The sequence below is a fragment of the Flavobacterium sp. genome (genome assembly GCF_036741995.1).
Classification (GTDB): domain Bacteria; phylum Bacteroidota; class Bacteroidia; order Flavobacteriales; family Flavobacteriaceae; genus Flavobacterium.
Genome location: NZ_DAINRG010000001.1, coordinates 287,369 through 309,437, shown reverse-complemented (window position 1 = coordinate 309,437; position 22,069 = coordinate 287,369). Strand labels below are relative to the sequence as shown.

The window sequence follows — 22,069 nt, the reverse complement described above, 5'->3', positions numbered from 1 at the left end:
CTGCCTAATGGTTATTATATCGAATATGGTGGTGCCTATAAAGACCAACAACAATCCTTCCGGGAGTTATTAATGATTCTGATAAGTTCTTCATTGCTCGTTTTTGGAGTGATATTATTTTTGTATAGGGATTTTAGAGTGGCTTTAACTATTCTTTTAATTTCGGTCTTGGGAATCTCGGGCAGTTATTTGTTGCTCTTTATTACAGGAACCCCATTGAATGTGGGTAGTTATACCGGTATCATTATGATTGTGGGGATTATTGCTGAAAATGCTATTTTTACATTCCTGCAATTTAGGGAAACCTTCAAAGTGACCCGAAATGTCAATCAATCGATCATTTATTCTATTTCCACGCGCTTGCGGCCAAAATTAATGACTGCTTTGGGAGCTATAATTGCACTTTTACCATTAGCAATTGGAATAGGAACCGGTTCAGAATTGCATCAACCATTGGCTATAGCTGTAATAGGTGGATTTATTATAGCCATGCCGTTACTGCTTATTGTACTGCCTAGTTTATTATGTTTGGTGTATAAAAATGAAAAGCATTTTAAACATCTCGAATAGTCAGCATTCTTAAAAGGAGTGAGTTTTAATGTTCTTGATTATTCGTTTTAATCCCAAATAAAAAAACCTCCCATTACTGAGAGGTTTAGTACCCGGAGTGGGAATCGAACCCACACACCTAAGTACACGAGTTTGAGTCGTGCGCGTCTACCAATTCCGCCATCCGGGCTAAGGATTGAATGACTAAAATATAGTCATCCGGACATTGATGTTTATCAATTTGTGGGTGCAAATGTAAATAAATTTTCTTCATACTATCAAAAAAATAGTTAAAAATATCCTTTCAGAGTCGGATTTAATTTCTAAATTTGCACCGCGTTACAGCAACACACAACTAACTAACTACACCCGAGGCATTTATACACCTAAAGCTTTTGACAAATAAAAAGGCCAAATTGTATCGAAAGCAGCGGATAAAAACAACAAATTATAATGTCGCATTTAGAACCAGAAGCAAAGATATTTGCGTGTTCGCAAAGCGTCTATCTAGCCGAACAGATATCCAGTCATTATGGAGTTCCGCTGGGTAAAGTTACGTTCTCAAAATATAGTGATGGTGAATTTCAACCTTCGTTTGAAGAATCGATAAGAGGATTACGCGTTTTTATTGTCTGCTCTACATTTCCGAGCGCAGACAATTTAATGGAGCTTTTGTTAATGATTGATGCTGCCAAAAGAGCCTCAGCCCGACACATAACTCCCGTGATTCCTTACTTTGGTTGGGCAAGACAGGACAGAAAAGACAAACCCAGAGTTCCGATTGGAGCCAAGCTAGTAGCCAAATTATTGGAAACTGCCGGTGCCACCCGAATCATGACGATGGATTTACACGCCGATCAGATACAAGGGTTTTTCGAAAAACCGGTAGACCACTTGTTTGCATCGACTATCTTTTTGCCCTATGTTAAAAGTCTGCAATTAGATAATTTAACAATTGCTTCGCCCGATATGGGAGGTTCCAAAAGAGCTTATGCTTATTCTAAGTTTTTAGAATCAGACGTGGTGATTTGCTACAAACAACGAAAAGCAGCCAATGTGATTGGCACGATGGAGTTGATTGGAGAGGTAAAAGGAAGAAACGTGATTCTGGTTGACGATATGGTCGATACCGGAGGCACGCTAGCCAAAGCCGCTGATTTGATGATAGAGAAAGGAGCTTTGAGCGTGAGAGCTATTTGTACGCATGCTATCCTTTCGGGAGATGCTTATGAAAAGTTGGAGAATTCTAAATTGCTGGAACTGATCGTAACCGATTCTATTCCGTTAAAGAAAGAATCCAATAAAATAAAAGTGGTGAGTTGTGCGCCTCTTTTTGCTGAAGTAATGCACATGGTGCAACACAACAATTCCATCAGTGGTAAATTCCTGATGTAATTCAATTACGTATTTTTTATTAACTATATATTTTTACAATGAAATCGATTACGATTAAAGGATCAGAAAGAGAAAGCGTAGGCAAAAAGGCAACGAAAGCCGTACGTGATGCTGGAATGGTTCCTTGCGTTATTTACGGAGGAAGTCAACCAGTACATTTTGCAGCAGAAGAAAAAGCATTCAAAGGCTTGGTTTACACTCCAAACGCACACACCGTTGTAGTTGATTTGGCTGGAAAAACTACCAATGTTATTCTTCAGGACATTCAGTTTCACCCAGTGTCTGACAAAATTTTACACATTGATTTCTTTCAATTAAACGAAAGCAAAGAAATCACTATGGAAGTTCCCGTTAAAGTTGTTGGAACCTCTCCAGGTGTATTGTTAGGTGGTGATTTACGTTTAAATCAAAGAAGATTGAAAGTGAAAGCTTTACCAAAAAATCTTCCTGATTATGTTGAAGCAAACATCTCAGAATTGCAAATGGGTAACAAATTATACGTTACCAAATTAGAAGCGAAAAACTTCAAATTGATGCACCCGGACAACACTGTGGTAGCTCAAGTGAAGATTTCACGTGCTGCTATGAAAGCCGCTCAGGAAGCAGCAAAAGCAGCAAAAGCTCCGGCAAAAGGAAAGAAAAAATAATTTTCAAAACCTTATACCTAAAAGCATCAGTTCACACTGGTGCTTTTTTTATGAAATCAAATTAGCTACTTTTACCAAATGAATTGGTTTGCCAAATTATTTACCAAAAACAAAACTTCAGAAAACGCAGAAGGAATGAAAAAATACCTCATCGTCGGCCTTGGGAATATCGGTGCCGAATATGTCAATACGCGCCACAACATCGGCTTCAAAGTGTTGGATTATGTGGCTCGGGAAGAAAACTTGTCATTTGAAACAGCCAAACTGGGTGCTGTTACCGAATATACTGTAAAAGGAAGAAAACTAATCCTTCTGAAACCGAATACTTATATGAACCTCAGCGGTAAAGCGGTAAAATATTGGATGGAGAAAGAAAACATTGCCAAAGAAAATATACTAGTCATTACTGACGATTTGAATTTGCCTTTCGGAACCATCCGTATTAAAGCAAAAGGGAGTGACGGCGGCCATAATGGTTTGAAAAATATTCAGCTTATTTTAAATACTGCTGAATATCCGCGTTTTCGATTTGGTATCAGCGATGAATTTAAAAAAGGGCAACAGATAGATTATGTTCTTGGGGAATGGCATGAAGCTGAAAAGGTAAAACTTATGGAACGCTTTGTGATTGCTAAAGAAATCATAGAATCGTTTGCTTTAGCTGGTTTAGCCAATACCATGAACAGCTTTAACGGAAAATAAAAAAACCTCTCAAATACTGAGAGGTTTTTATTTTTGTTATACACTATAGTTTTTATTCTATAGTTATTCTTTTAACAACTTTTCTGTTACCATCAATAACTGTTACCAGATAAATTCCGGTTTCAACATTATTCAATTGAATATTTTGATTAAACGATGGCTCATTAGAGTAAGTATTATCAAATATTTTTCTTCCTCTCATGTCGTAAACATTCACTTTTATTTCATTTGAAATAGCCGAATCAAACTGGATGTTAAAACTTCCTTTGTTTGGATTTGGATACAATACAAAATGTTGCAATCCGAAATCTTCCGTTGCTAAGTTTTGAGTGATTGTAAAATTCTTAGAATTTACTGCAAAGAAAATATTCCCGTTTGCTCTTACCATAAATCTACAGTTAGCAGAAGTAGCAGCCAAATTAGGGATAACTACTGTAGCAGAACCATTATTAGTTACTCCGGTTGCTAAAACAGTATCAAATGTAGCGAGGTTACCCAAATTGGCATTGGTTGATAACAAGATATCAACTGTAGCGCCTCCGGCCAAAGCATCAGTACTTAAAACATTCCAAGTAACTGTTTGTGTTGTACTTCCTGCATAAGTTATTCCGGTTGTAGCTTGTGATGTTACAGCAAATGGCCCTTTTGTCACATCCACAGTTACTTTCATAGCATCCGTTTGAGTTTGACCACCACCAGCATGATTATCTCTAGCTGTAAATGTAAAATTAAAATCTCGGTTTGCAGTAGTAGCATTATAAACTGATTCCCAATTGGAAGCTGTTGTCAATTGAGCTAATAAAATTTTACTCATTTGAGGCAAATATCTTTTTGGTGTGCTAACTACTGAAAAAGTTCTAAAGTTAGGTCCTACTGCTTTTGTTGCAGATACTTTACTAGAGTTACCTGCCGTTGCAGAGGTTCCTAAATCATTTTCTTCCCAAACATAAGTCATAGCATCTCCATCAGCATCTGTAGCAGTACCTGTAAGTAAAAATGGGGTACCTCTAGGAATTATATAATCAGCACCTGCACTTACTACTGGCACTGCGTCTGTCATTGTTACTTTAACAGGACATGGTTTTGAATTTAAAATCGATTGGATTTGAGCAATGTTTTTATATGCAAATAAGGCATCCGAATGCGCTTGAACATCGTAAAGACTTGTTACACCAGCATATCCCATAATAGTAGACCCACTACCTGGTTCCACTTGAGAAGTTGTTCCTTCGTACGAGTGAGTAAAAGAGTGTGTCGCTCCAAGTTGGTGACCCATTTCGTGGGCAACATAATCGATATCATAATTATCACCTTGTGGGATACCATCATAAGGCGAAGTAAAACCACTTCCTTTATAGTTTGTTGGGCTGCCATCTGTATCTACTGACATATCGTTACTACAAATACAACCTATACAACCGGCATTACCCCCTCCGCCACTTTGTCCAAAAAGATGACCAATATCAAAAGGAGTGTCGGTTAATGTATTGTGCAATGCATTCATCAACTGAGCATTCCATGTAGAAATATAGTTGTTAGTAGCACTATTTCCTGTTCCTATATCAGCATCATCATAAGGATCTGTAGCTGCATTGTAATAAATTACACTAGTGGTTGAAGCAATAATATTTAAATGCGCTGCAACATCTCTTTCATAAACACCATTAACACGTGTCATGGTAGCATTAAAAGCCGCAATAACTAATGACTCTCCAGCAACACTGGTTGCTCCAAAATAATTAGAGTACTCAGCAGTACAAGAAATAGCTAACTTTAATGTGCTGTATTTTTTATTATTTGATTTGTTAGTCAAATTTAACTGATTCCCCAAATCAGAAATTATAGTTCTGTCAATAGTACTACACTTGAATGGTAATTTCCCTTTGTTTCTGTTGTTTGAATTAAAGACAACATAGGCATTGGCTCCTTTATCATAGGCTTCAATAAACTCCATACCGCTATCCGCTCTGAAAATCATAGTTTGAATTCCTTGAGGGGAAAGACTAAAGTTTATGGTCGCTTTTGCATCGGTAACTCCTTTTCCTGCATAAGCTCTAATGCTTGGATATTTGGCTTGTAATTCTGCATCAAAGTTAGAATTTTCCCAAACTTCAAAAGTTTCGATTTCTCCATTCATGTTAGGAATTTCCACTAAAACTCCCGGTTGATTAGAAAATTTGTCTTTAGCATTTACTAACGTTTGTTTAAAACTGTTAAGGTCTAAAGAAAAATATTGCTCATCCTCAGCAGTAATGTTTTCTCTAACTCTGGTGTATTTAGAAACATCTTGCAAACTGATTTTTCTCCAACTTGTTCCCGCCTGTGCTAGCATTTGTCCAAAAGAGAGAACAATGGCTAAAAAAAGTAATAATTTTTTCATTTTTATAATTTAAATTGTTTTTTGGCAGTCAAATATATTATTAATTTACGCAAATAAAAAAAAATTAACTCATTAGGGTAAAACCTCTAAGAATATTCTTTTTAATTGTGCTTTTTTGAGATGTTTTTTAACAATTTTCAATTACCAATTAACTTTTTATAATTTCAATTAAAAACCGTTATCTGACAAATCACAATATATTTGACCAATTTTTGTGATTATTTTGGTTTGATTATCTATAATTAACCTTTAACGCTCTTTTTACCCTACTTTTTCACCGAAACTTTTTTCCATTTATTTTATAACCTTGAAAATTGTTGTTTTTCAATTCAAAAATCTATTTTTGCGTTTTACTTAGTGTAGCCTTGAAAATAGTCAACTCCATAAAATCTTTCAACACCACAAAACCAACCATTGTAACTATTGGAACTTTTGATGGTGTTCACCTTGGGCACAGAAAAATAATAGACCAAATCACAACTAATGCCCATCGGTTAGATTGTGAAAGTTTGGTATTGACCTTTTTCCCTCATCCCCGAATGATTTTACAGGAGGATACCGAAATGAAACAACTCAACACTCTCGAGGAGAAAATAGCTTTACTCGAAAATTTAGGAGTTGACAATTTAGTTATTCATCCCTTTGACAAGGAGTTTTCCCGATTAACGGCTGAGGAATTTGTCAAAGAAGTATTGGTAGACACTTTTAAAGTAAAAAAGATAATCATAGGCCACGACCATCGTTTTGGACGAAACAGAACCGCCAATATTGACGATCTGATTGCTTTTGGGGAAACTTATAATTTTGACGTAGAACAAATCTCAGCCCAAGAAATCAATGAAGTTTCCATCAGTTCTACCAAAATCAGAAATGCACTAATAGAAGGAAGTATTGAATTAGCCAATAATTATTTAGGATATAACTACTCACTAACCGGAATAGTATCAAAAGGAAAGCAATTGGGTCGAACCATTGGCTATCCAACGGCTAACCTAAAAATTGAAGAAAGTTATAAACTCATCCCATCCAATGGAGTTTATATTGCGAAAAGCATCATTGACGAAACTACGGTTTATGGTATGATGAACATTGGCATTCGCCCAACGGTTGACGGTACATCGCAAACCATAGAAATTCATTTTTTTGATTTCAACAAAGACATTTACAATCAAAAAATTACTATTTCTCTTTTAAAAAGGATCCGTTCAGAGCAAAAATTCGAATCCATTGATGGGCTCAAAGCACAATTAGGGTTAGATAAAATGGCAGCTCAAGATTACATAAGTCAATTATAATAATTCTATTTTTATTGACTTTTAGATAAAACATTCCTTTCTTTTTTGTTAAATGATTAAATATTTCAAGATATTTTATTAAATTTGATAGACAACTTTTGATTACTCACTTAAAAACCTATCAAGATGAAACTGCCAAAAGAACTCGCCAACGGAATTGTAATCTTCGCCGGAATCGCTATTTATTTTTTGATTATGGAATTTTTTGGTTTGTCAAAAATTCTTTACCTGAGAGCCTTTAATGCCGCCTTTGTATTCTATGGGGTCAGCCGAACATTGAAATCCAACATAAAAGAAGGCAAATCAGGTTATGTCTCCAACCTGCTTTCAGCCGGAATAACCGCTATTATAGGAGTACTTCTCAGTGTTGTGGGCTTACTCACTTACATTTATTTAAGAGGCGGAAATCAATACATCGACAATCTTTCTGGTGAATTTTTATTTGGTGGCAAACCAACCGCCAATGAGTATTGTATCGGCGTTTTATTTGAAGGAGTGGCCTCAGCTGTAATTATGGTTTTTGTAGCGATGCAATTATGGAGAAATAAAACCTCAGCCGAAGATTAAAACTTTCCCCCTTTAATAGTCCACAAAATTGTAACTTAATAACAAATTAACTACTTTTGGTGCAATATAAAATGGCACCTATGAGTATTACCAAACACAATTGGACTAAAGAAGAAATCATCGCGATATACAACAAACCCTTGATGGATTTGCTTTACGAAGCTGCTACAATTCATAGGGAGCAACACGATCCAAACGTAGTTCAAGTATCCACTTTATTATCCATAAAAACAGGCGGTTGCCCAGAAGATTGTGGCTATTGCCCACAAGCTGCCCGTTATCACACTAACGTGGAAGGCAATGATTTAATGACCGTAAGTCAGGTGAAAGCGCAAGCACTTCGTGCTAAATCTAACGGCTCTTCCCGAGTTTGTATGGGTGCTGCCTGGCGAAATGTAAAAGACGGAGAAGAATTTGACCAAGTATTGGAAATGGTGAGAACCATCAACAAACTGGATATGGAAGTATGTTGTACTTTGGGAATGTTAACCGAGAATCAAGCTAAAAGATTAGCCGAAGCCGGATTGTACGCTTACAATCACAACTTAGACACTTCGGAAGATTATTACAAAGAGGTTATTTCTACCCGTGGTTTTGAAGACCGATTAAATACCATTGAGAACGTTCGTAAAACCAACGTAACAGTTTGTAGTGGTGGCATTATCGGAATGGGAGAAAGCATCGAAGACAGAGCTGGAATGCTGGTCGCTTTATCCACTTTAAACCCACAACCGGAATCAGTGCCAATCAATGCGCTAGTTGCCGTAGAAGGAACTCCAATGGCAGATGAAAAACCGGTGGAAATCTGGGAAATGATTAGAATGGTGGCCACTACACGTATTGTAATGCCCGAAACCCAAGTACGCCTTTCAGCCGGAAGAACCGAAATGTCTCGCGAAGGTCAAGCTATGTGTTTCTTTGCCGGCGCCAATTCAATTTTTGCAGGAGATAAATTGTTGACAACTCCTAATCCGGATGTAAATGAAGACATGAAAATGTTTGAAACACTGGGACTAGTGGCACAAAAACCTTTCATCAAAATAATGCAACCTAAAACGGTAGAAGCTGTAGATTCGGAATACCAATCTCTGGGCGAAAAACCAAAATGGACTCGACCGGGCCACACCATAGAAAGAAACTTAGAAGCATCCACTAAAGGCAAATAAGATTTTAACACAACTTGTTTACTTTTTGGGAAACCTTTTTTAAATTTGCTCTTAGCCACAAGCTGAGAGCATTTTTTTTGTAATTCCCTTTAACCACTATCTATGGCGTTAGCACTGTCAGAAATTGAACGCGTAAAAACGATTAGCAAAGAAGATTTTTATAACAACTATGTCAGGAAACAAAAACCGGTTGTTATTGAACAACTCACCGCTGATTGGCCAGCCTATGAAAAGTGGAATTTAAATTACATCAAAGCTGTAGCTGGTGATAAAACGGTACCGCTTTATGACGACAGACCGGTTTCGCACAAAGACGGTTTTAACGAAGCTCATGCCCAAATGAAAATGTCTGACTATATTGATTTGCTTCAATCAAAACCAACCAACTATCGCATTTTTCTGTACAATCTAATCAAAGAAGTTCCTTCTTTAAAGAAAGATTTTAAATGGCCAGACATTGGACTAAAACTAGTAAAACAACTCCCTATGCTGTTTTTTGGTGGAGAAAGTTCAAGAGTGTTTATGCATTACGATATTGATTATTCGAATATTTTGCATTTTCATTTCCATGGCAAAAAGAGATGCATGTTATTCGCTCCAGACCAAACCCCTTATCTATACAAAGTCCCGCACGCCTTGATATCCAGAGAAGATATAGATTTTGACAATCCCGACTTCAACAAATGGCCAGCGTTAAAAAAAGCAAAAGGGTTGGTAACTGAACTCAAACATGGCGAAATGCTCTACATGCCTGAAGGATATTGGCATTATATGAAATATGTTACTCCGGGATTTTCCATGAGTTTGAGAGCTTTCCCAACCAGCATCACCAATTTGTCAAAAGCTGCTTATAATGTTTTTATCATGCGGAATTTTGACACTATAATGCGCAAATGGAAAGGGCAAAAATGGATAGAATACAAAAACCATAAAGCCATAGAAAACACCAATAAGCACCAATAAAAAAGGACTGATACTATCAGCCCTTTTTTATTGGAGTCCCTACCGGTTAAAGGATTATCTTCTTTGTAACTACTGTACCGTTATCTAAAGTTATTTTCACAATCAAAGCCTGCTGAACAGCTGAGATGGTAGCACTGCTATAGTCATTACTATCTAAATTTTTAGCTTCAAAAAGTTGTCTGCCCAACAAATCAAAAACCGTTATGTCTTTCATTTTTTCGACATACGATTTCACTGTTAATTGACCATGATTGGCCGAAGCCACAACACTATTAGCAATACTGTCAAAACTAGGATTACTTAATGCTTCATTCGTGTATCGCAGCACAAACCTAGTATCAAATGTTCCGTAATTAGAAGTAAATGTATAAGGTGCTTGTTTCAAATCGTGTATAATATTCAACTCGTTATCTTGCAGATAAATGTTTTCATTTTGAAAAACACCATCAAAGTCAGCCAGGCTAATACTATAATTCCCGGTGGAAGCCGTAAAGAATCCCAGCGGAACCATATCATCCAGACTGAAACCCGATCGTGTTTGAATTCTATATTTATCCATATCAATAAAGGAATAGAAACTCACGTAATTTCTGGAAACATTAACCGCTCCATCATAGCCTTTATCAAACCCCAATGTAGCATTGTTATTATAGGCAATTAACTGTTGGCTAAACATCCCATCCGGGTTTTGCAAATTCAGCCAAATTCTGCTTCTGGCAATTTCATTTGTTTGTCCTTGGTTGGAGGTATGCTTATAAAAATTAGAATTATTATATGTTTTCCCTCTCATAGAATTATTGAACAAAGCACTGTTGGCATTTATTGCTTCTATAAAAAAGCCTTCTCCTGAAGCAATGTAACCCGTTGGTTGTGAACTACCAGTTGCACTAGCTACTCCTCCGGACAAATTATACATCGCATAATCACTGGTTATGAAGTTATAAACATCCGGGCCAGGATTTGAAGTAGATATGGCTACGTTATGCGTCCAAAAATACAATGTCCCTGAAATATCCGGATTCAAATTAATAAAAGTATCTCCAAAAATGGAAGACGGATATGGATTCCCTATCAAATTAAAATCGTCATTAGCATTCCCCGAATTGCCGCTCAAAGTCAATGGCAATGAGATAATTCCGTTATTTTGTTTTCCGGAAAAAGTAACAGATGTGGTGGCTGTTGGAGAAAACGTTAAGGTTGTTGGCCCCATAATGGCATATCCTTTTCCTACCGTCATAGCTCCGGTGTAATTTTGCCATGCCCAAGGCGAATAATCATCAAAACCATCAGGTGAACTTGCCGTTACAGCCCCTGCATTATTAATAGTAAGGGTATCCGAAAAATTAGCGGTTGTAAACTGGAATGAATAATCCGTTCTCCATCCTATAAATGTTGAGCTAATGGTAGCATTCTCAACAGGAGATGACCAATAAGTATAATCATATTTTTTAAATGGCGATGTTCTTCTGGCAATGCTGGTCACTCCGTTATTAGTATTCACAGCTTCATCATTTAACTGAACAAGACTTCCATTATTAGCCACATTTAGCGTACCGTTTGTTGTTAAATTGCTTTGTACCTCTAAATAATCCCCTGCGGAAACATTAAAGGTATTACCTCCATTAATTGTACATTCACACGCCTGTACGCTTCCTCCATTTGTGGTTGTATCATAATAACCATCAATGATTGCCTTAGTACTGCTTGTTGGCGCACTCGGATTCCAAGTCGTTCCATCCCAAGTTGTAGTTAACGGTAACTGTCCTTTGACAGCTATATTATCAATCGCCCATATCTCCAGAGCTTTATTAGATAAAATACTTACTTTAATTCTTAAATCAGCCACATTAGGGAGACCAGTTATTTTAAAAGTACTCGCCGTTGTGTTAGTTGAACTTGTTAACGTTCCAAAGCGTGTCGGATTAGTTGAATTAACTTTATAAACCGCTATATTAGTCGACAATGCATTATTAATATCAAAAATTGAATTAGCATTCCCGGTAATTTTAAGTTGCGGGTAATAGGTAACACCTCCATCTATACTAGTAGAAATCAAAACATAATCCGATGTTTCCATCCCATCGCTTGTAGTTGTTCCATATGCACCCATGTTGAAACTAAATTCAATATTTTGATAACTTTGAGTATTTAAGGTAGCAAATGTAAAAGTGTTTAAATTGTTAAAAGACTGGAGGCTATTAGACCCTAAGAACATACTAGTTTTTGAACTCCTATTATCGCCATAATTAGTACCTCCTGCAATACTAGTGTTCAAATTTGAAGTACCTGTTGTATAGGTATATGAAACATTACTATCAAAATCTTGTTGGGCAATGTAACTTGGAGGTAACAAAGTGCATTTTGTGTAATTGAAGACCAGCGTACTAATTAAAAAATTAAACGCTCCCTCATCCGCATCATCACTATTAATCGTTACGGTAGCATTTTTAAGACCCGTAAAATTTGAGGAGAACGTAATGGTAAAAGTAGCACTTTGCCCGGCTGTTAATGTTGAACTAGACAATCCACTAGTAATGGTGTAAAAAGTACTCGCTGATATTGACAAACTTGATAAATTCAAAGTCCCGGTTCCATTATTTGTCACCACAAAAGTTTTTACAATCGGAGTATCTCCCACAAAATAATTGGGGCTAAAATATGTATTGTTGGTTACTGAAACAGCTACAGAATTATTGGCAATAGTTGTTGCATTACCAAAAACTTCAATTTCTTTTGTATTTAAATAATCGCAAATACTCAAATTATCAACATTAAATCTAAATGAAAGTCCACTTTCTGTTCCAGAGGCAAAAACGATTCTAACTCTTATAGGGCCTGATTGATTTACCGTAGCACTAAATGTATTTATAGTTGACGATGATGGCACTACATTTCCTATATATATCCAAGTATTCCCGGAGTCTTTACTATATTCAACATTGAAAACTTGGTCAATATATGTATCCGTTCCGTATTTTTTGTAATCAAAAGATATTGTCCCAATTCCGTTAGGTTTATCTTGTATCATAGTTGCAGCGGCATCATAACTTGATTTCATTCTTAATGCGTAAGTCCCTGTACCAAAGTCATTGGATAAACCACCTACCAACGTTTCTGATAAATTCCACAGTTTACCGTTAAGTGAAACATCATCTGCAACATAAGAAGCTTTGGTCGATCCATCATCAAAATTTACCGTATAACATCCGGCAACGTAAGACACTATCGTGAAAGAAATAGTAGCCGAAGCACTCGTTCCTCCCGAATTGGTGGCTGTTACATCAATAGCATAAGAACCTGTTGATGTTGGCGCCCCTGAGATTTGCCCGGTGGCTGTATTAAAGGAAAGTCCAGCTGGTAATGTTCCACTGGTGATAGCATAACTGGTAGGGAAATTAGTAGCAACAACATAATAAGAATAGGCCGAACTTACTGTAGCAGTCTCTGTAGCCGCAGTAACTACGGGTGGATTTACAGTGGTGGTGGTACAGTTAACACCTATGTCATCAATAGCGATATTCCCTACGTCTTTTTTATAAGTAAGTCTGAAACGCACATACCCTGAATTCAAAACAGGTGTTGAACCTGAATTATAAGTTCTGGTAATGGCAGCACTACTACTTGAAATAAGGGTAGCACTACTAATTACTTCAATATTTGTCCATGATGTACCATCATAGCCATCTACCTGCAAGGTTGATGTAGAACCTGTATTTATCCCTTGTCCTTTAAACCAAAATGAAAGTTGTGATGCGGCATTACCCGTTGGTAAAACTTCCGTAGTAATAACATCATTGGTGGAATCCATACTTAGAGAAGGAGAAGCAAGTCCATAATTCCCCGCTGAAGAATAAGTTCCTGTAATTCCTGTAAAAATCCATCCTGACGGTGGTGTCGTTCCCGAAGCAAAACCTTGAGTCACACAGGCTGTCGAAATTATTGTAAAACTAATTGTAGCCGCCGGGCTTGTTCCGCCGGCATTGGTTGCCGTAACGGTTACAGAAAACGAACCCGAAGCGGTTGGTGTGCCCGAGATAACTCCTGTAGTCGTATTTAAGGATAATCCTGTTGGTAATGTCCCACTGGCCAAAGCATAGCTCGTTGGCGAATTGGTTGCCGAAATAGTGTAAGTAAAAGCACTTCCCACTGTCCCCGACAATGATGCCCCTGTAACCACAGGAGCTATAACTACAGCTATATTAAAAGTTATGGTTGCCGCAGCACTAGTACCACCGGCATTTGTGGCAGTGACATTTATAGTGGAAGAACCTCCCGCGGTAGGTGTTCCGGTAATGGCACCTGTAGTGGTGTTAAATGAAAGTCCTGCCGGTAATGTTCCGCTAGTGATAGCATAACTGGTTGGCGAATTCGTAGCGACAATGGTATTACTAAAAGCTGTTCCTACTGTACCCGAAAAAGTGGATGCCGTGACAACCGGTACTGGTGGTGACGCTATATTAAAAGTTAAAGTGACAATCGCACTGGTTCCGGCACCATTGGTAGCGGTAACATCAGTAGTAAAAGTACCCGCTGCTGTTGGAGTTCCGGTGATGGCTCCTGTGGTTGTATTTAAGGAAAGTCCGGCAGGCAAAGAAGTAGCATTGGCTATGGCATAACTCGTTGGCGAATTCGTAGCTACTATACTATTACTAAAAGCGGTTCCCACTGTTCCTGAAAATGTTGAGGCGGTTACTACGGGAATAGCTGGAGGCGTTCCTGTAGCATACATAGTAAAGTCATCAATTCCAACATGGGCATTACTACCAGAACTTGGTCCATTAGCAACTGAATATTTAAAATCTACCGTTGAACCTGCAGCTATAGTCAAACCAGTAACTGTGATTGAATAACCCGTTTGAACCACTGAAAAAGTTGTTGAAGAACCTGTTGTTGAAGTGTACAACGTTGTTCCTGAAACTCCTGTCGTACTGTATGCTCCCGCTCCAATTCTATAAGAAAAATCAACTGTAGTTGCTCTACCCTGAGAAGAAAATTGTTCAACATTCCAAGTAATTACAAATCCATCGATATTTGCTCCTGTGCTATTTGTTGCACTAAAAACAAAAGTTGTTGAGCCAGAAGTTGCCTGTTTTTGTAAAATAGAATAATCCGAACTTGCACTAGAGGCTCTTCCTGCATAACAATTATTCCCACTTGCATTTGCAACTGTTGGCGATGCTGCACCAGATGTTAATATTGGATATGTGGCATTATAACTGGCGGTTGTAACAGCCCAATTTGTTGGCAAAGTTACAGCAGTACCTCTAAATGCATCAAAATTTTGAGTATAAGTGTTGCCCGACCCAACTCCTGTTATGGCATATTGTCCCCAAGAAACAGCACTCACTAACAAGGCTAAAAAAAGTATCTTTATTTTCATTATAAAATGAATTATGTTTTCTCATTAATTTCCATGACAATACACCAATTTTTGGCGCACAAAAAAAGGTCAAGGCTTAACTCGTAGAAAATGGGACAACAAATCTATACTAAAATTACTGAATTACAGACACTTCTTCTTAAGAAATTATTAATAAAGTGTACTTTTTTTGTTAACTTTTGTAGGGATACTTTAAAAAACCTACTTTTTTAAGGGTTTTTTAATAGCTTTTTTAACAATTTTTCCGGTAGTTTTTTGTTTTTTAGGGGGGTTACAAATTTTATTGTAACTATTTTATTATAACAACTTTTGTTTTTTACATAATTTTCCTCACTAAAAAACACTTTTTTAATGAGGAAAATTAATGATACCGGTCTAAACCTAGAGTATCGTTTTTCGGATTACTACCATCCCATTTGCCAGTCTGATTTTTACAAGTAAGGCTTGTTGACTCATGGTAATGGTATTGGTTACAAATTCATTTTGCCCAATAGCATCGGCTTCAAACAACTGTCTTCCCAGCAGGTCGTAAACGGTTATATTTTTGATAGTTTCAAGAGATGATTTAACCGTCAATTCACCATGACTGACTGCAACAACAACACTGTTCTTTATGGTTTCAAAATCCGGTGTTGCCAAAGCCTCATTGGTATAACGCAATACAAATCTATTGTTAACGGTGCCTGATGTTGCGTAAAATTCATACGGCGCTTGTTTTAAATCATGAATTATATTTAATACTTTATCTTCCAGATAAACATTTTGCCCTTCTTCAAACAGTCCTTCCAAATGATCAATAGCAATTTTATAATCCCCCGAATTCGTAATCTTAACCCCTAGAGGAACTAGATCTGTGTTAACAAAAGGCAACTGTCTCCCTTGAATTACTAAAGGCTCATTATTTAAAATAGAATAAATATTAATCGGATTGTATGTTATGCTAGTCCCATCATAAAGATTATCATAATCATCGGTAGCTCCCGAAACATAGCCCACTAATGTTTGTCTGAAAGCATTAGCATTATACAAATTCAACCAAACTTTACCCGTTGGAGCCTCAATATCATTACTGTGATTATTTCTGAAAAACTGGGAATTATCAGTCGTGGTTCTAAGTCTCATGCTGTTGTTAAACGTAACATCGTAATCCGCTTTCAAAACAGCAAAGAAGCCTTGACCTGAAGCAATTTTACCTGTCGGTTTCAAAGTAGTAGTTCCCGAAACATCGCTGACAGCTGTGGAGCCGGTTCCGTTCCAGGTGGCATAATCATTTGTGGTATACACATAATTGGTTACAGGAGTGATGGAGGTCCAAAAGTATAGCGTTCCTCCAATTTTATTCAAATTAGCAGGATCGGTAACAAAGCTTGAAGCACTAATAGCACTCGGATAAGGATTGCCCAACAAAATGGTATTCCCGGTTACAGTCGTTGTAACCCCGTTATCGTAACTGTCTCCATACGTTTTAACTACACCATTATTTGGCGTTCCGGTGAAATTGAAATCGGTTGCCGCACTTGCGGAACTAAATCTCGTGATAAACCCTTTTCCAGGTGATGTAGTGGAAAGATAATTCCATGTTCCGTCAATAGCCCCACTCAAATTCCAATCAAAACTGGCACTAAAAATGGCCGGAATCTGTGAAAAGACACTTTCTTTAACCGGTGACCCCCAATAAATATAGTCAAAAATCTTCATGGCTCTCGACGTTCTGGTCATTCTTATGTTTCCAACATTGGTATTAGCGGTAGCATTATCCACATCGGTGACTTGAACCAAATTACCTCCGTTTAAGACTACTATACTATTCCCACTGGTATTGTTGATTGCATTTCTAACCGTCAACAATTTATTACTGTCAACCTGTAACGTTGCTGCGGTGACATTTAATTGGTTGTCAATAAAAATTTCTGAAGCAGTAGCTATCGATTTTGTCCCCGTTCCGGAAACAGTCATGTTATAATACGGATTTGGAGAAGAGATGGCTGTCAAAGTCTGATTGGCTCCGGCATATTCAACCGTTGATCCGGTATTCAAATTAATAGTGGGTGAATTAGCGGAACTAACAGCCGTGGCGGTACTTCCGTTAAATCCATTTGAATTGTATTGTTTAAAAACTCCGGTTGATTTTACAGCAAAAGTGGTTCCTGACTGTAATGTAATTACATCAGAAGCCCCATTGGTTCCTACATTTGAACCTACTATATCTATATTGGCATACACCGGTGTCAGGTATATTCTTTCCATCGTTGCTAACGAATTGGTAAAGGATATTTTAGTAGCAGTTCCTAAAGTATAGGTTCCTCTGGCATCAGGCTTAGTTGTAATCCCGGCAGTGCTATATTGTGCGGTATCGGTCATGGTTAAATTAGTCCCGGTTCCTCCCATCGCATTATCGGCAACATCAAGTATGGTGGCGTCTTTAACTAAAACCGTTCCGGTGATAGAAGTTGTATTAGTGGATACTGTTTTTGTTCCACTTGTGGAGAATGTTAGGTTTCTGTAGGTCCTGGATCCTCTTAAATATTGATCGTATGCCAATGTTATATCATCTGTGGCATTAAGTTCAATGGTTGAAGCCCCTGACAGTACATAATCGCTTGAAATACCAGTAAGTCTTGGAATCAAATCCGTTGCATCCGTTGACAATGAAGGAATTTGATACAACGTTCCATCGGCCATTGTCAAACCTCCACTACTGGCAGTAATATAATTGGTTGTTGATTCTATAACCTGACCTTTACGAATATCCAACAAGCCCGGTGAGGTAATTCCGGAAGTGCTGGTCAAACTTAATTTTGTGGTATTGGCATTAAGTTCGCAAACAATTGTTTTAGCATTTGATCCTGCAATTCCGTCACCGGTTTCCTGATCAACAATCCCAATGTAATGAAAAGTAGAAGCGTTGGTAAAAGTTCTTGTATCGGTTACTACATTCCCGTTGTTTGGAGCGGCATTAGTAGTTTTAATCAATCCTTTCGGAGACGTGATTTTTGCTGTCCCGGCAGTATTCAATGTAAACGCAGTACTTGTTGCGCCAGCAGGAACTTCTTTTACCAATAATGGTGTGGAACCGTTAAACCCAAAATCTAAAATACCGGCAACGGTTACGCTGCTGTTATTCCCTAATTCTAAATCCTGATTTATAAGTTGTGCATAAGCACCGCTATTTACTTTGAAAGCAATATTTTGATTTTCGGTGGCTCCGGTAGAGGCAACATCTATCGTTTGAGGAGTGGCTACGTAAGTTCCCGCAAAATTAAAGTTTGACGCTACTGCTGAAGTCAGTGTACCGGTGGAACCTACCGTCAAATTTCCTTTTAAATTAACTACTGACGTTCCGGTAGTTGCTAAATTAATGGTTCCAGCATTAGCATTGGTAGTATTGACTTTAACATTGCCATTAACAGCCAAGGTAATATTTCCGGAAGCATTATTCACTACGGTAAAAGTCTTTGCCGATTCATTTATAAAATCGCCATTAACGGTCAACGTACCTGTTATAGCAGAAGTTGTGCCTGTTATAGTGGTATTCGTATAAGTGTCTTCTATTTTTAGATTTCCGTTGATGGTTAAATTAGTCGCTCCATAAAATAAATTGACGTTCGTACTGCTATTGGATGTTCTGAAAATCAAATCATTATAGGTCAATATTTTACCATTGAAATTACTGTTATCTGTGGCCGTATTGCTACTGGTTAATCTAAAAGTATTATTATCGCCTGCTGAACCCAGATCAATAATCAAATTCCCGAAATAAGCGGCAACACCATTATAGTTTTGTGTACTGATATTGGTATCTGCTACAGGCAAAAAGTAATTTCCTGCACCTGTCTTATGATCTTTGATAATAAAATTGGATTTAGGGTGAAATTTCTCCGTACCATTCCACAGAGCTCCTCTTACACTAGCTGAATTACCCGCATTTGAGCTATAGTTATAAATAAAAGTTCCATTGTCTTCAATCTCAAAATCATTAGTTATTTTAAATGGATTAGCACTAAAAGAGGCTGTTCCTCCATCATAAATATATAAAGAAGCGGCCGTTGAATTAAAAGTACAATTAAACGTTCCTCCAGAAAGCACCTTTATATTAACGCCTCCAAACGAACTTCCGGTTGTAATTGTGGTACCATTTGAAACATAAACTGCATTGGCCGTATTGCTCGCAGGCTCCGTTGATGCTGTCCACAAACCGGTTACGGTACTATACTTTTCCCAGGAAGCCGTTGACGTTCCTAACCAGGTTCCGCTGCCGGTACTTCTGTAATCTCCGTGTGCATAAACAATAGAAGTGATATCAAAAGTATTAGCATTATTAACGTTAGTATTATTAGCCAATCCGGTTGTGGTTGCTGTTAAATAAAATCCTGTTCCGATAACAGTGTGGGTTAATGAACTAAAGGTGGCCAAACCTGAAACAGCGGTACTCGTTACAGGGCTTCCTGTCAAAGTTCCAGTGGAAACAATACTAACCGATCCCACAAAATCTGTATCTCTATTACCCAAAATATCATTGGCAGAAACAGTTACCGATGGTGCCATGCTAACATTAACACTGGTCGTGGTAGGTTGTGCTACAAAAGTCAATCGGTCCGCTGTTACCACTATCTTATTGCTGTTTCCTGAAGCAATACTGGCGGCACCTCCGGCATTAGCCGCTGCAAATGTAGTTCCGGCTACATTGGCGGTAGCACTGGTAATCGTTACGCCTATGTTTTGGTTGTCGGTAACAGCCGCATTGAAACTGGCATAAACGCTAAACGTTTTACTGCCATTATCCGAAGCGGTTAAAGTAAGACCGCTAAAGGTTACACTGGCAGCTCCTGCCTGTTCTGTACCAACAAACGAGGAGGTCGTGTTTTCGTATAAAGCCAATCTTCTAATATTTGCTGAATTTGTAACCGAAAATGTTATCGAATTTAAGATGGTAGCCGCACTATCATTATCACTGGTTCCGCCACCGTCTTGTATTGTAAACTCAGCAATTTTTATATTGCTAGTTCCCGCTCCGGAACCTGATATACTTGCGGTTTGATAATTACCATAAGCAATGTTTGAAGGTTCCGTAAAACCGGAACTGCGAATAATATCCGAAGCGCTATTTGTCGTTACTGTTCCTGTTAAATTGATAACATAAGCCGTTTGATTAGCTGAATTATTATTGATAACCAAATTACCCGTACAAGCACCAACTGTACTGGTTGAAAACTGTACCGTAACTGCAGCACTACTTCCTACGGCAACAGTAGTAGGCACAGCACCCGAAATAGAAAAACCGGTTCCGGTAGTATTGGTTATAACTATACTCGAAATAGTCATCGAAGCGGTTCCGGTATTAGTAATAGTAAATGTTTGTGTAGGTGGTGTAACTCCTGCTGCATAACTTCCAAAAGCATAAGTACTGTTATGGGCATAACCCGTAACTCCTATCGTGGCTGATGGCGCAATTACATTAAACGTACTGCTGTTGCCGGTAGCCGTCAACGAACCCGAAGTAGCTGCCATCGTAAATCCTGTACCTGATGCCGTATGGACTATTGAACCATAAGTAGCCAAACCTGACGAAGCGGCAACCACCAGTGGAGCACCCGTCATTGTTCCAGTTGAAGTAAGAGATACGTTTGTGCTATATCCTAAATCCCTGTTGCCGTTAGCATCTACAGCACTGATCGTTACGGCAGGTAACATGGTAGCATTTTGATTTACAGTGGTCGGCACTTGTACAAAAACTAATTTCGTAGCCGCAACATCTACCGCATTATTGGTTGATCCTGATTCTACAACCGTTCCGGCACCAGTTTCAAATTGCGTCGAAGTGGCTGAACTCGGAGTAGTAAAATTGGTTCTGTCTATTTTAAAGGCTAAATTCAATCCGTCAACAGTGGTTGGCAATGTACCTCCTAAAGCGGTTTTCAGCCACACTTTAAGGGTATAAGTTTTAGTACTTCCATCCGTAATATTTCCTAAGGCTCCCGCCCCGGTTCCAATACTCGAAAAAGTAATATTCGTTGCATTCACCGTTCCGGTTAAAGTATTGGTTCCATCATTAAGTTCCGCACCGGCTATGATTTGTGTCCAATCGGCGATATCATTTCCGGTTCCTTGCGGGATTACTATCTGACTGATTAATGTTGGCAAAACATCGTTCCCACCAGCAATATTGGCATCATCGGTAACTAAAAAATCAAAGTTTAAAGACGATGCTGCCTGGGTGTTAATTAGCGATGAAATAGTCCCTGGTTCTGAACCGGATCCTGTGGTAACGCCTGAGTAGGAAGTGGATGTTGAAGAGGTTGTAACTGAAACACTAGAGCCATTAGTAATACGGCATGTTGTAGTCGAAGCTGTCAGTGTATTTGGTATAACATAAATAGTCAAAGTAGTACTTGCAGGAACACTGATAGTTGAACCAGGAGTGATACCATATGTAGCAGAAGACGCAGTAGGTGTATAAGCTCCTATTACATTCTTAGTAGTACCTCCATCTGTACTGTACTGAACACTAACATTTGGAGTACCCGTTGCGGAGCTAACTTGAGAGATTAAACTCAAAGAATTCAAAGTGAAACTTGTTGTGGCATTACTAGTGATGGTAAAGGTATACCAACAGTTATTAGTAATATTATTGGCTAATGTACCATTAAATCCAGAACCTGTAATCCCCGTTGTTAATGTACTACACGTAACCCCTGAACCCCTTGTTATATTCGAAAAAGTCAAACCTGTTGGTGGTGTGGTCCATGTTGTGGTAGGTGTACCTGGACAACTAGCAAGAGTCATTCCGCTTGCTGTTACTGTAGTCTGCCCCCAAGAAAAAGAGCTTAGGAAAAGCACCATTAAAAGTATCTTTGTTTTCATTCTAAATGAAGTATTTATAGCATTAATTTCTAATACCATTTCCTCACTATTTGACACAATTAGACACACCAAAGGGTTCAAGACTTAGCTAGTAGAAAATGGGACGACAAAATTACAGTATAATTACCGAATTAGCTATGCTTGTCCTTAAGAAATTATTAATT

11 protein-coding genes and 1 tRNA gene are annotated in these 22,069 nt (G+C 38.1%); 8 read left to right on the top strand and 4 right to left on the bottom strand.

What is annotated here, in order from left to right; all coding sequences use genetic code 11:
• On the top strand, positions 1-570 hold a 570-nt coding region (locus V7D82_RS01410; RefSeq protein WP_333599181.1), incomplete at its 5' end, for an efflux RND transporter permease subunit.
• 89 nt (positions 571-659) lie between these two features.
• On the opposite strand, the gene V7D82_RS01405 is transcribed toward V7D82_RS01410, so the two are convergent.
• Positions 660-739: transfer RNA gene (locus tag V7D82_RS01405), tRNA-Leu, on the bottom strand.
• Between the two features lie 263 nt (positions 740-1,002).
• On the opposite strand from V7D82_RS01405, the gene V7D82_RS01400 reads away from it, so the two are divergent.
• The 3 genes from V7D82_RS01400 to pth all read left to right on the top strand — a co-directional run bounded on the left by V7D82_RS01400 (position 1,003) and on the right by pth (position 3,293).
• The gene (locus tag V7D82_RS01400) at positions 1,003-1,944 is read left to right on the top strand and encodes a ribose-phosphate pyrophosphokinase (protein ID WP_333599180.1); all 942 of its coding nucleotides are present in this window, start codon (positions 1,003-1,005) and stop codon (positions 1,942-1,944) included.
• 38 nt (positions 1,945-1,982) lie between these two features.
• Positions 1,983-2,591 carry a 50S ribosomal protein L25/general stress protein Ctc gene (locus tag V7D82_RS01395; RefSeq protein WP_333599179.1) on the top strand — a complete coding sequence of 203 codons (609 nt, stop codon included), beginning with the start codon at positions 1,983-1,985 and terminating at the stop codon, positions 2,589-2,591.
• 78 nt (positions 2,592-2,669) lie between these two features.
• Positions 2,670-3,293: an aminoacyl-tRNA hydrolase gene (gene pth, locus V7D82_RS01390; RefSeq protein ID WP_333599178.1), complete on the top strand. Its 624-nt coding sequence runs from the start codon at positions 2,670-2,672 to the stop codon at positions 3,291-3,293.
• 52 nt (positions 3,294-3,345) lie between these two features.
• Here the strand turns inward: pth and V7D82_RS01385 are convergent, their stop codons facing one another.
• Positions 3,346-5,673 (bottom strand): zinc-dependent metalloprotease, encoded by a 2,328-nt coding sequence (locus tag V7D82_RS01385; RefSeq protein ID WP_333599177.1) that lies wholly within the window; start codon positions 5,671-5,673, stop codon positions 3,346-3,348.
• 365 nt (positions 5,674-6,038) lie between these two features.
• Here V7D82_RS01385 and V7D82_RS01380 point away from each other — a divergent pair, with 365 nt between their 5' ends.
• From V7D82_RS01380 to V7D82_RS01365, 4 genes are all read left to right on the top strand, one after another.
• Entirely contained in the window at positions 6,039-6,968 is a 930-nt protein-coding gene (locus V7D82_RS01380; protein ID WP_333599176.1) for a bifunctional riboflavin kinase/FAD synthetase, read from the top strand.
• A 126-nt stretch (positions 6,969-7,094) separates the two neighbouring features.
• Positions 7,095-7,535 carry a hypothetical protein gene (locus V7D82_RS01375; RefSeq protein WP_333599175.1) on the top strand — a complete coding sequence of 147 codons (441 nt, stop codon included), beginning with the start codon at positions 7,095-7,097 and terminating at the stop codon, positions 7,533-7,535.
• 80 nt (positions 7,536-7,615) lie between these two features.
• Positions 7,616-8,701: a biotin synthase BioB gene (gene bioB / locus V7D82_RS01370; protein ID WP_333599174.1), complete on the top strand. Its 1,086-nt coding sequence runs from the start codon at positions 7,616-7,618 to the stop codon at positions 8,699-8,701.
• A gap of 102 nt (positions 8,702-8,803) precedes the next feature.
• Complete coding sequence (locus V7D82_RS01365) at positions 8,804-9,664, top strand: cupin-like domain-containing protein (RefSeq protein ID WP_333599173.1); 861 nt, start codon at positions 8,804-8,806, stop codon at positions 9,662-9,664.
• 46 nt (positions 9,665-9,710) lie between these two features.
• Here V7D82_RS01365 and V7D82_RS01360 read toward each other — a convergent pair whose 3' ends face one another.
• Positions 9,711-15,044: a putative Ig domain-containing protein gene (locus tag V7D82_RS01360; RefSeq protein ID WP_333599172.1), complete on the bottom strand. Its 5,334-nt coding sequence runs from the start codon at positions 15,042-15,044 to the stop codon at positions 9,711-9,713.
• 381 nt (positions 15,045-15,425) lie between these two features.
• Complete coding sequence (locus V7D82_RS01355) at positions 15,426-21,905, bottom strand: T9SS sorting signal type C domain-containing protein (protein ID WP_333599171.1); 6,480 nt, start codon at positions 21,903-21,905, stop codon at positions 15,426-15,428.
• Positions 21,906-22,069: the final 164 nt, after the last annotated feature.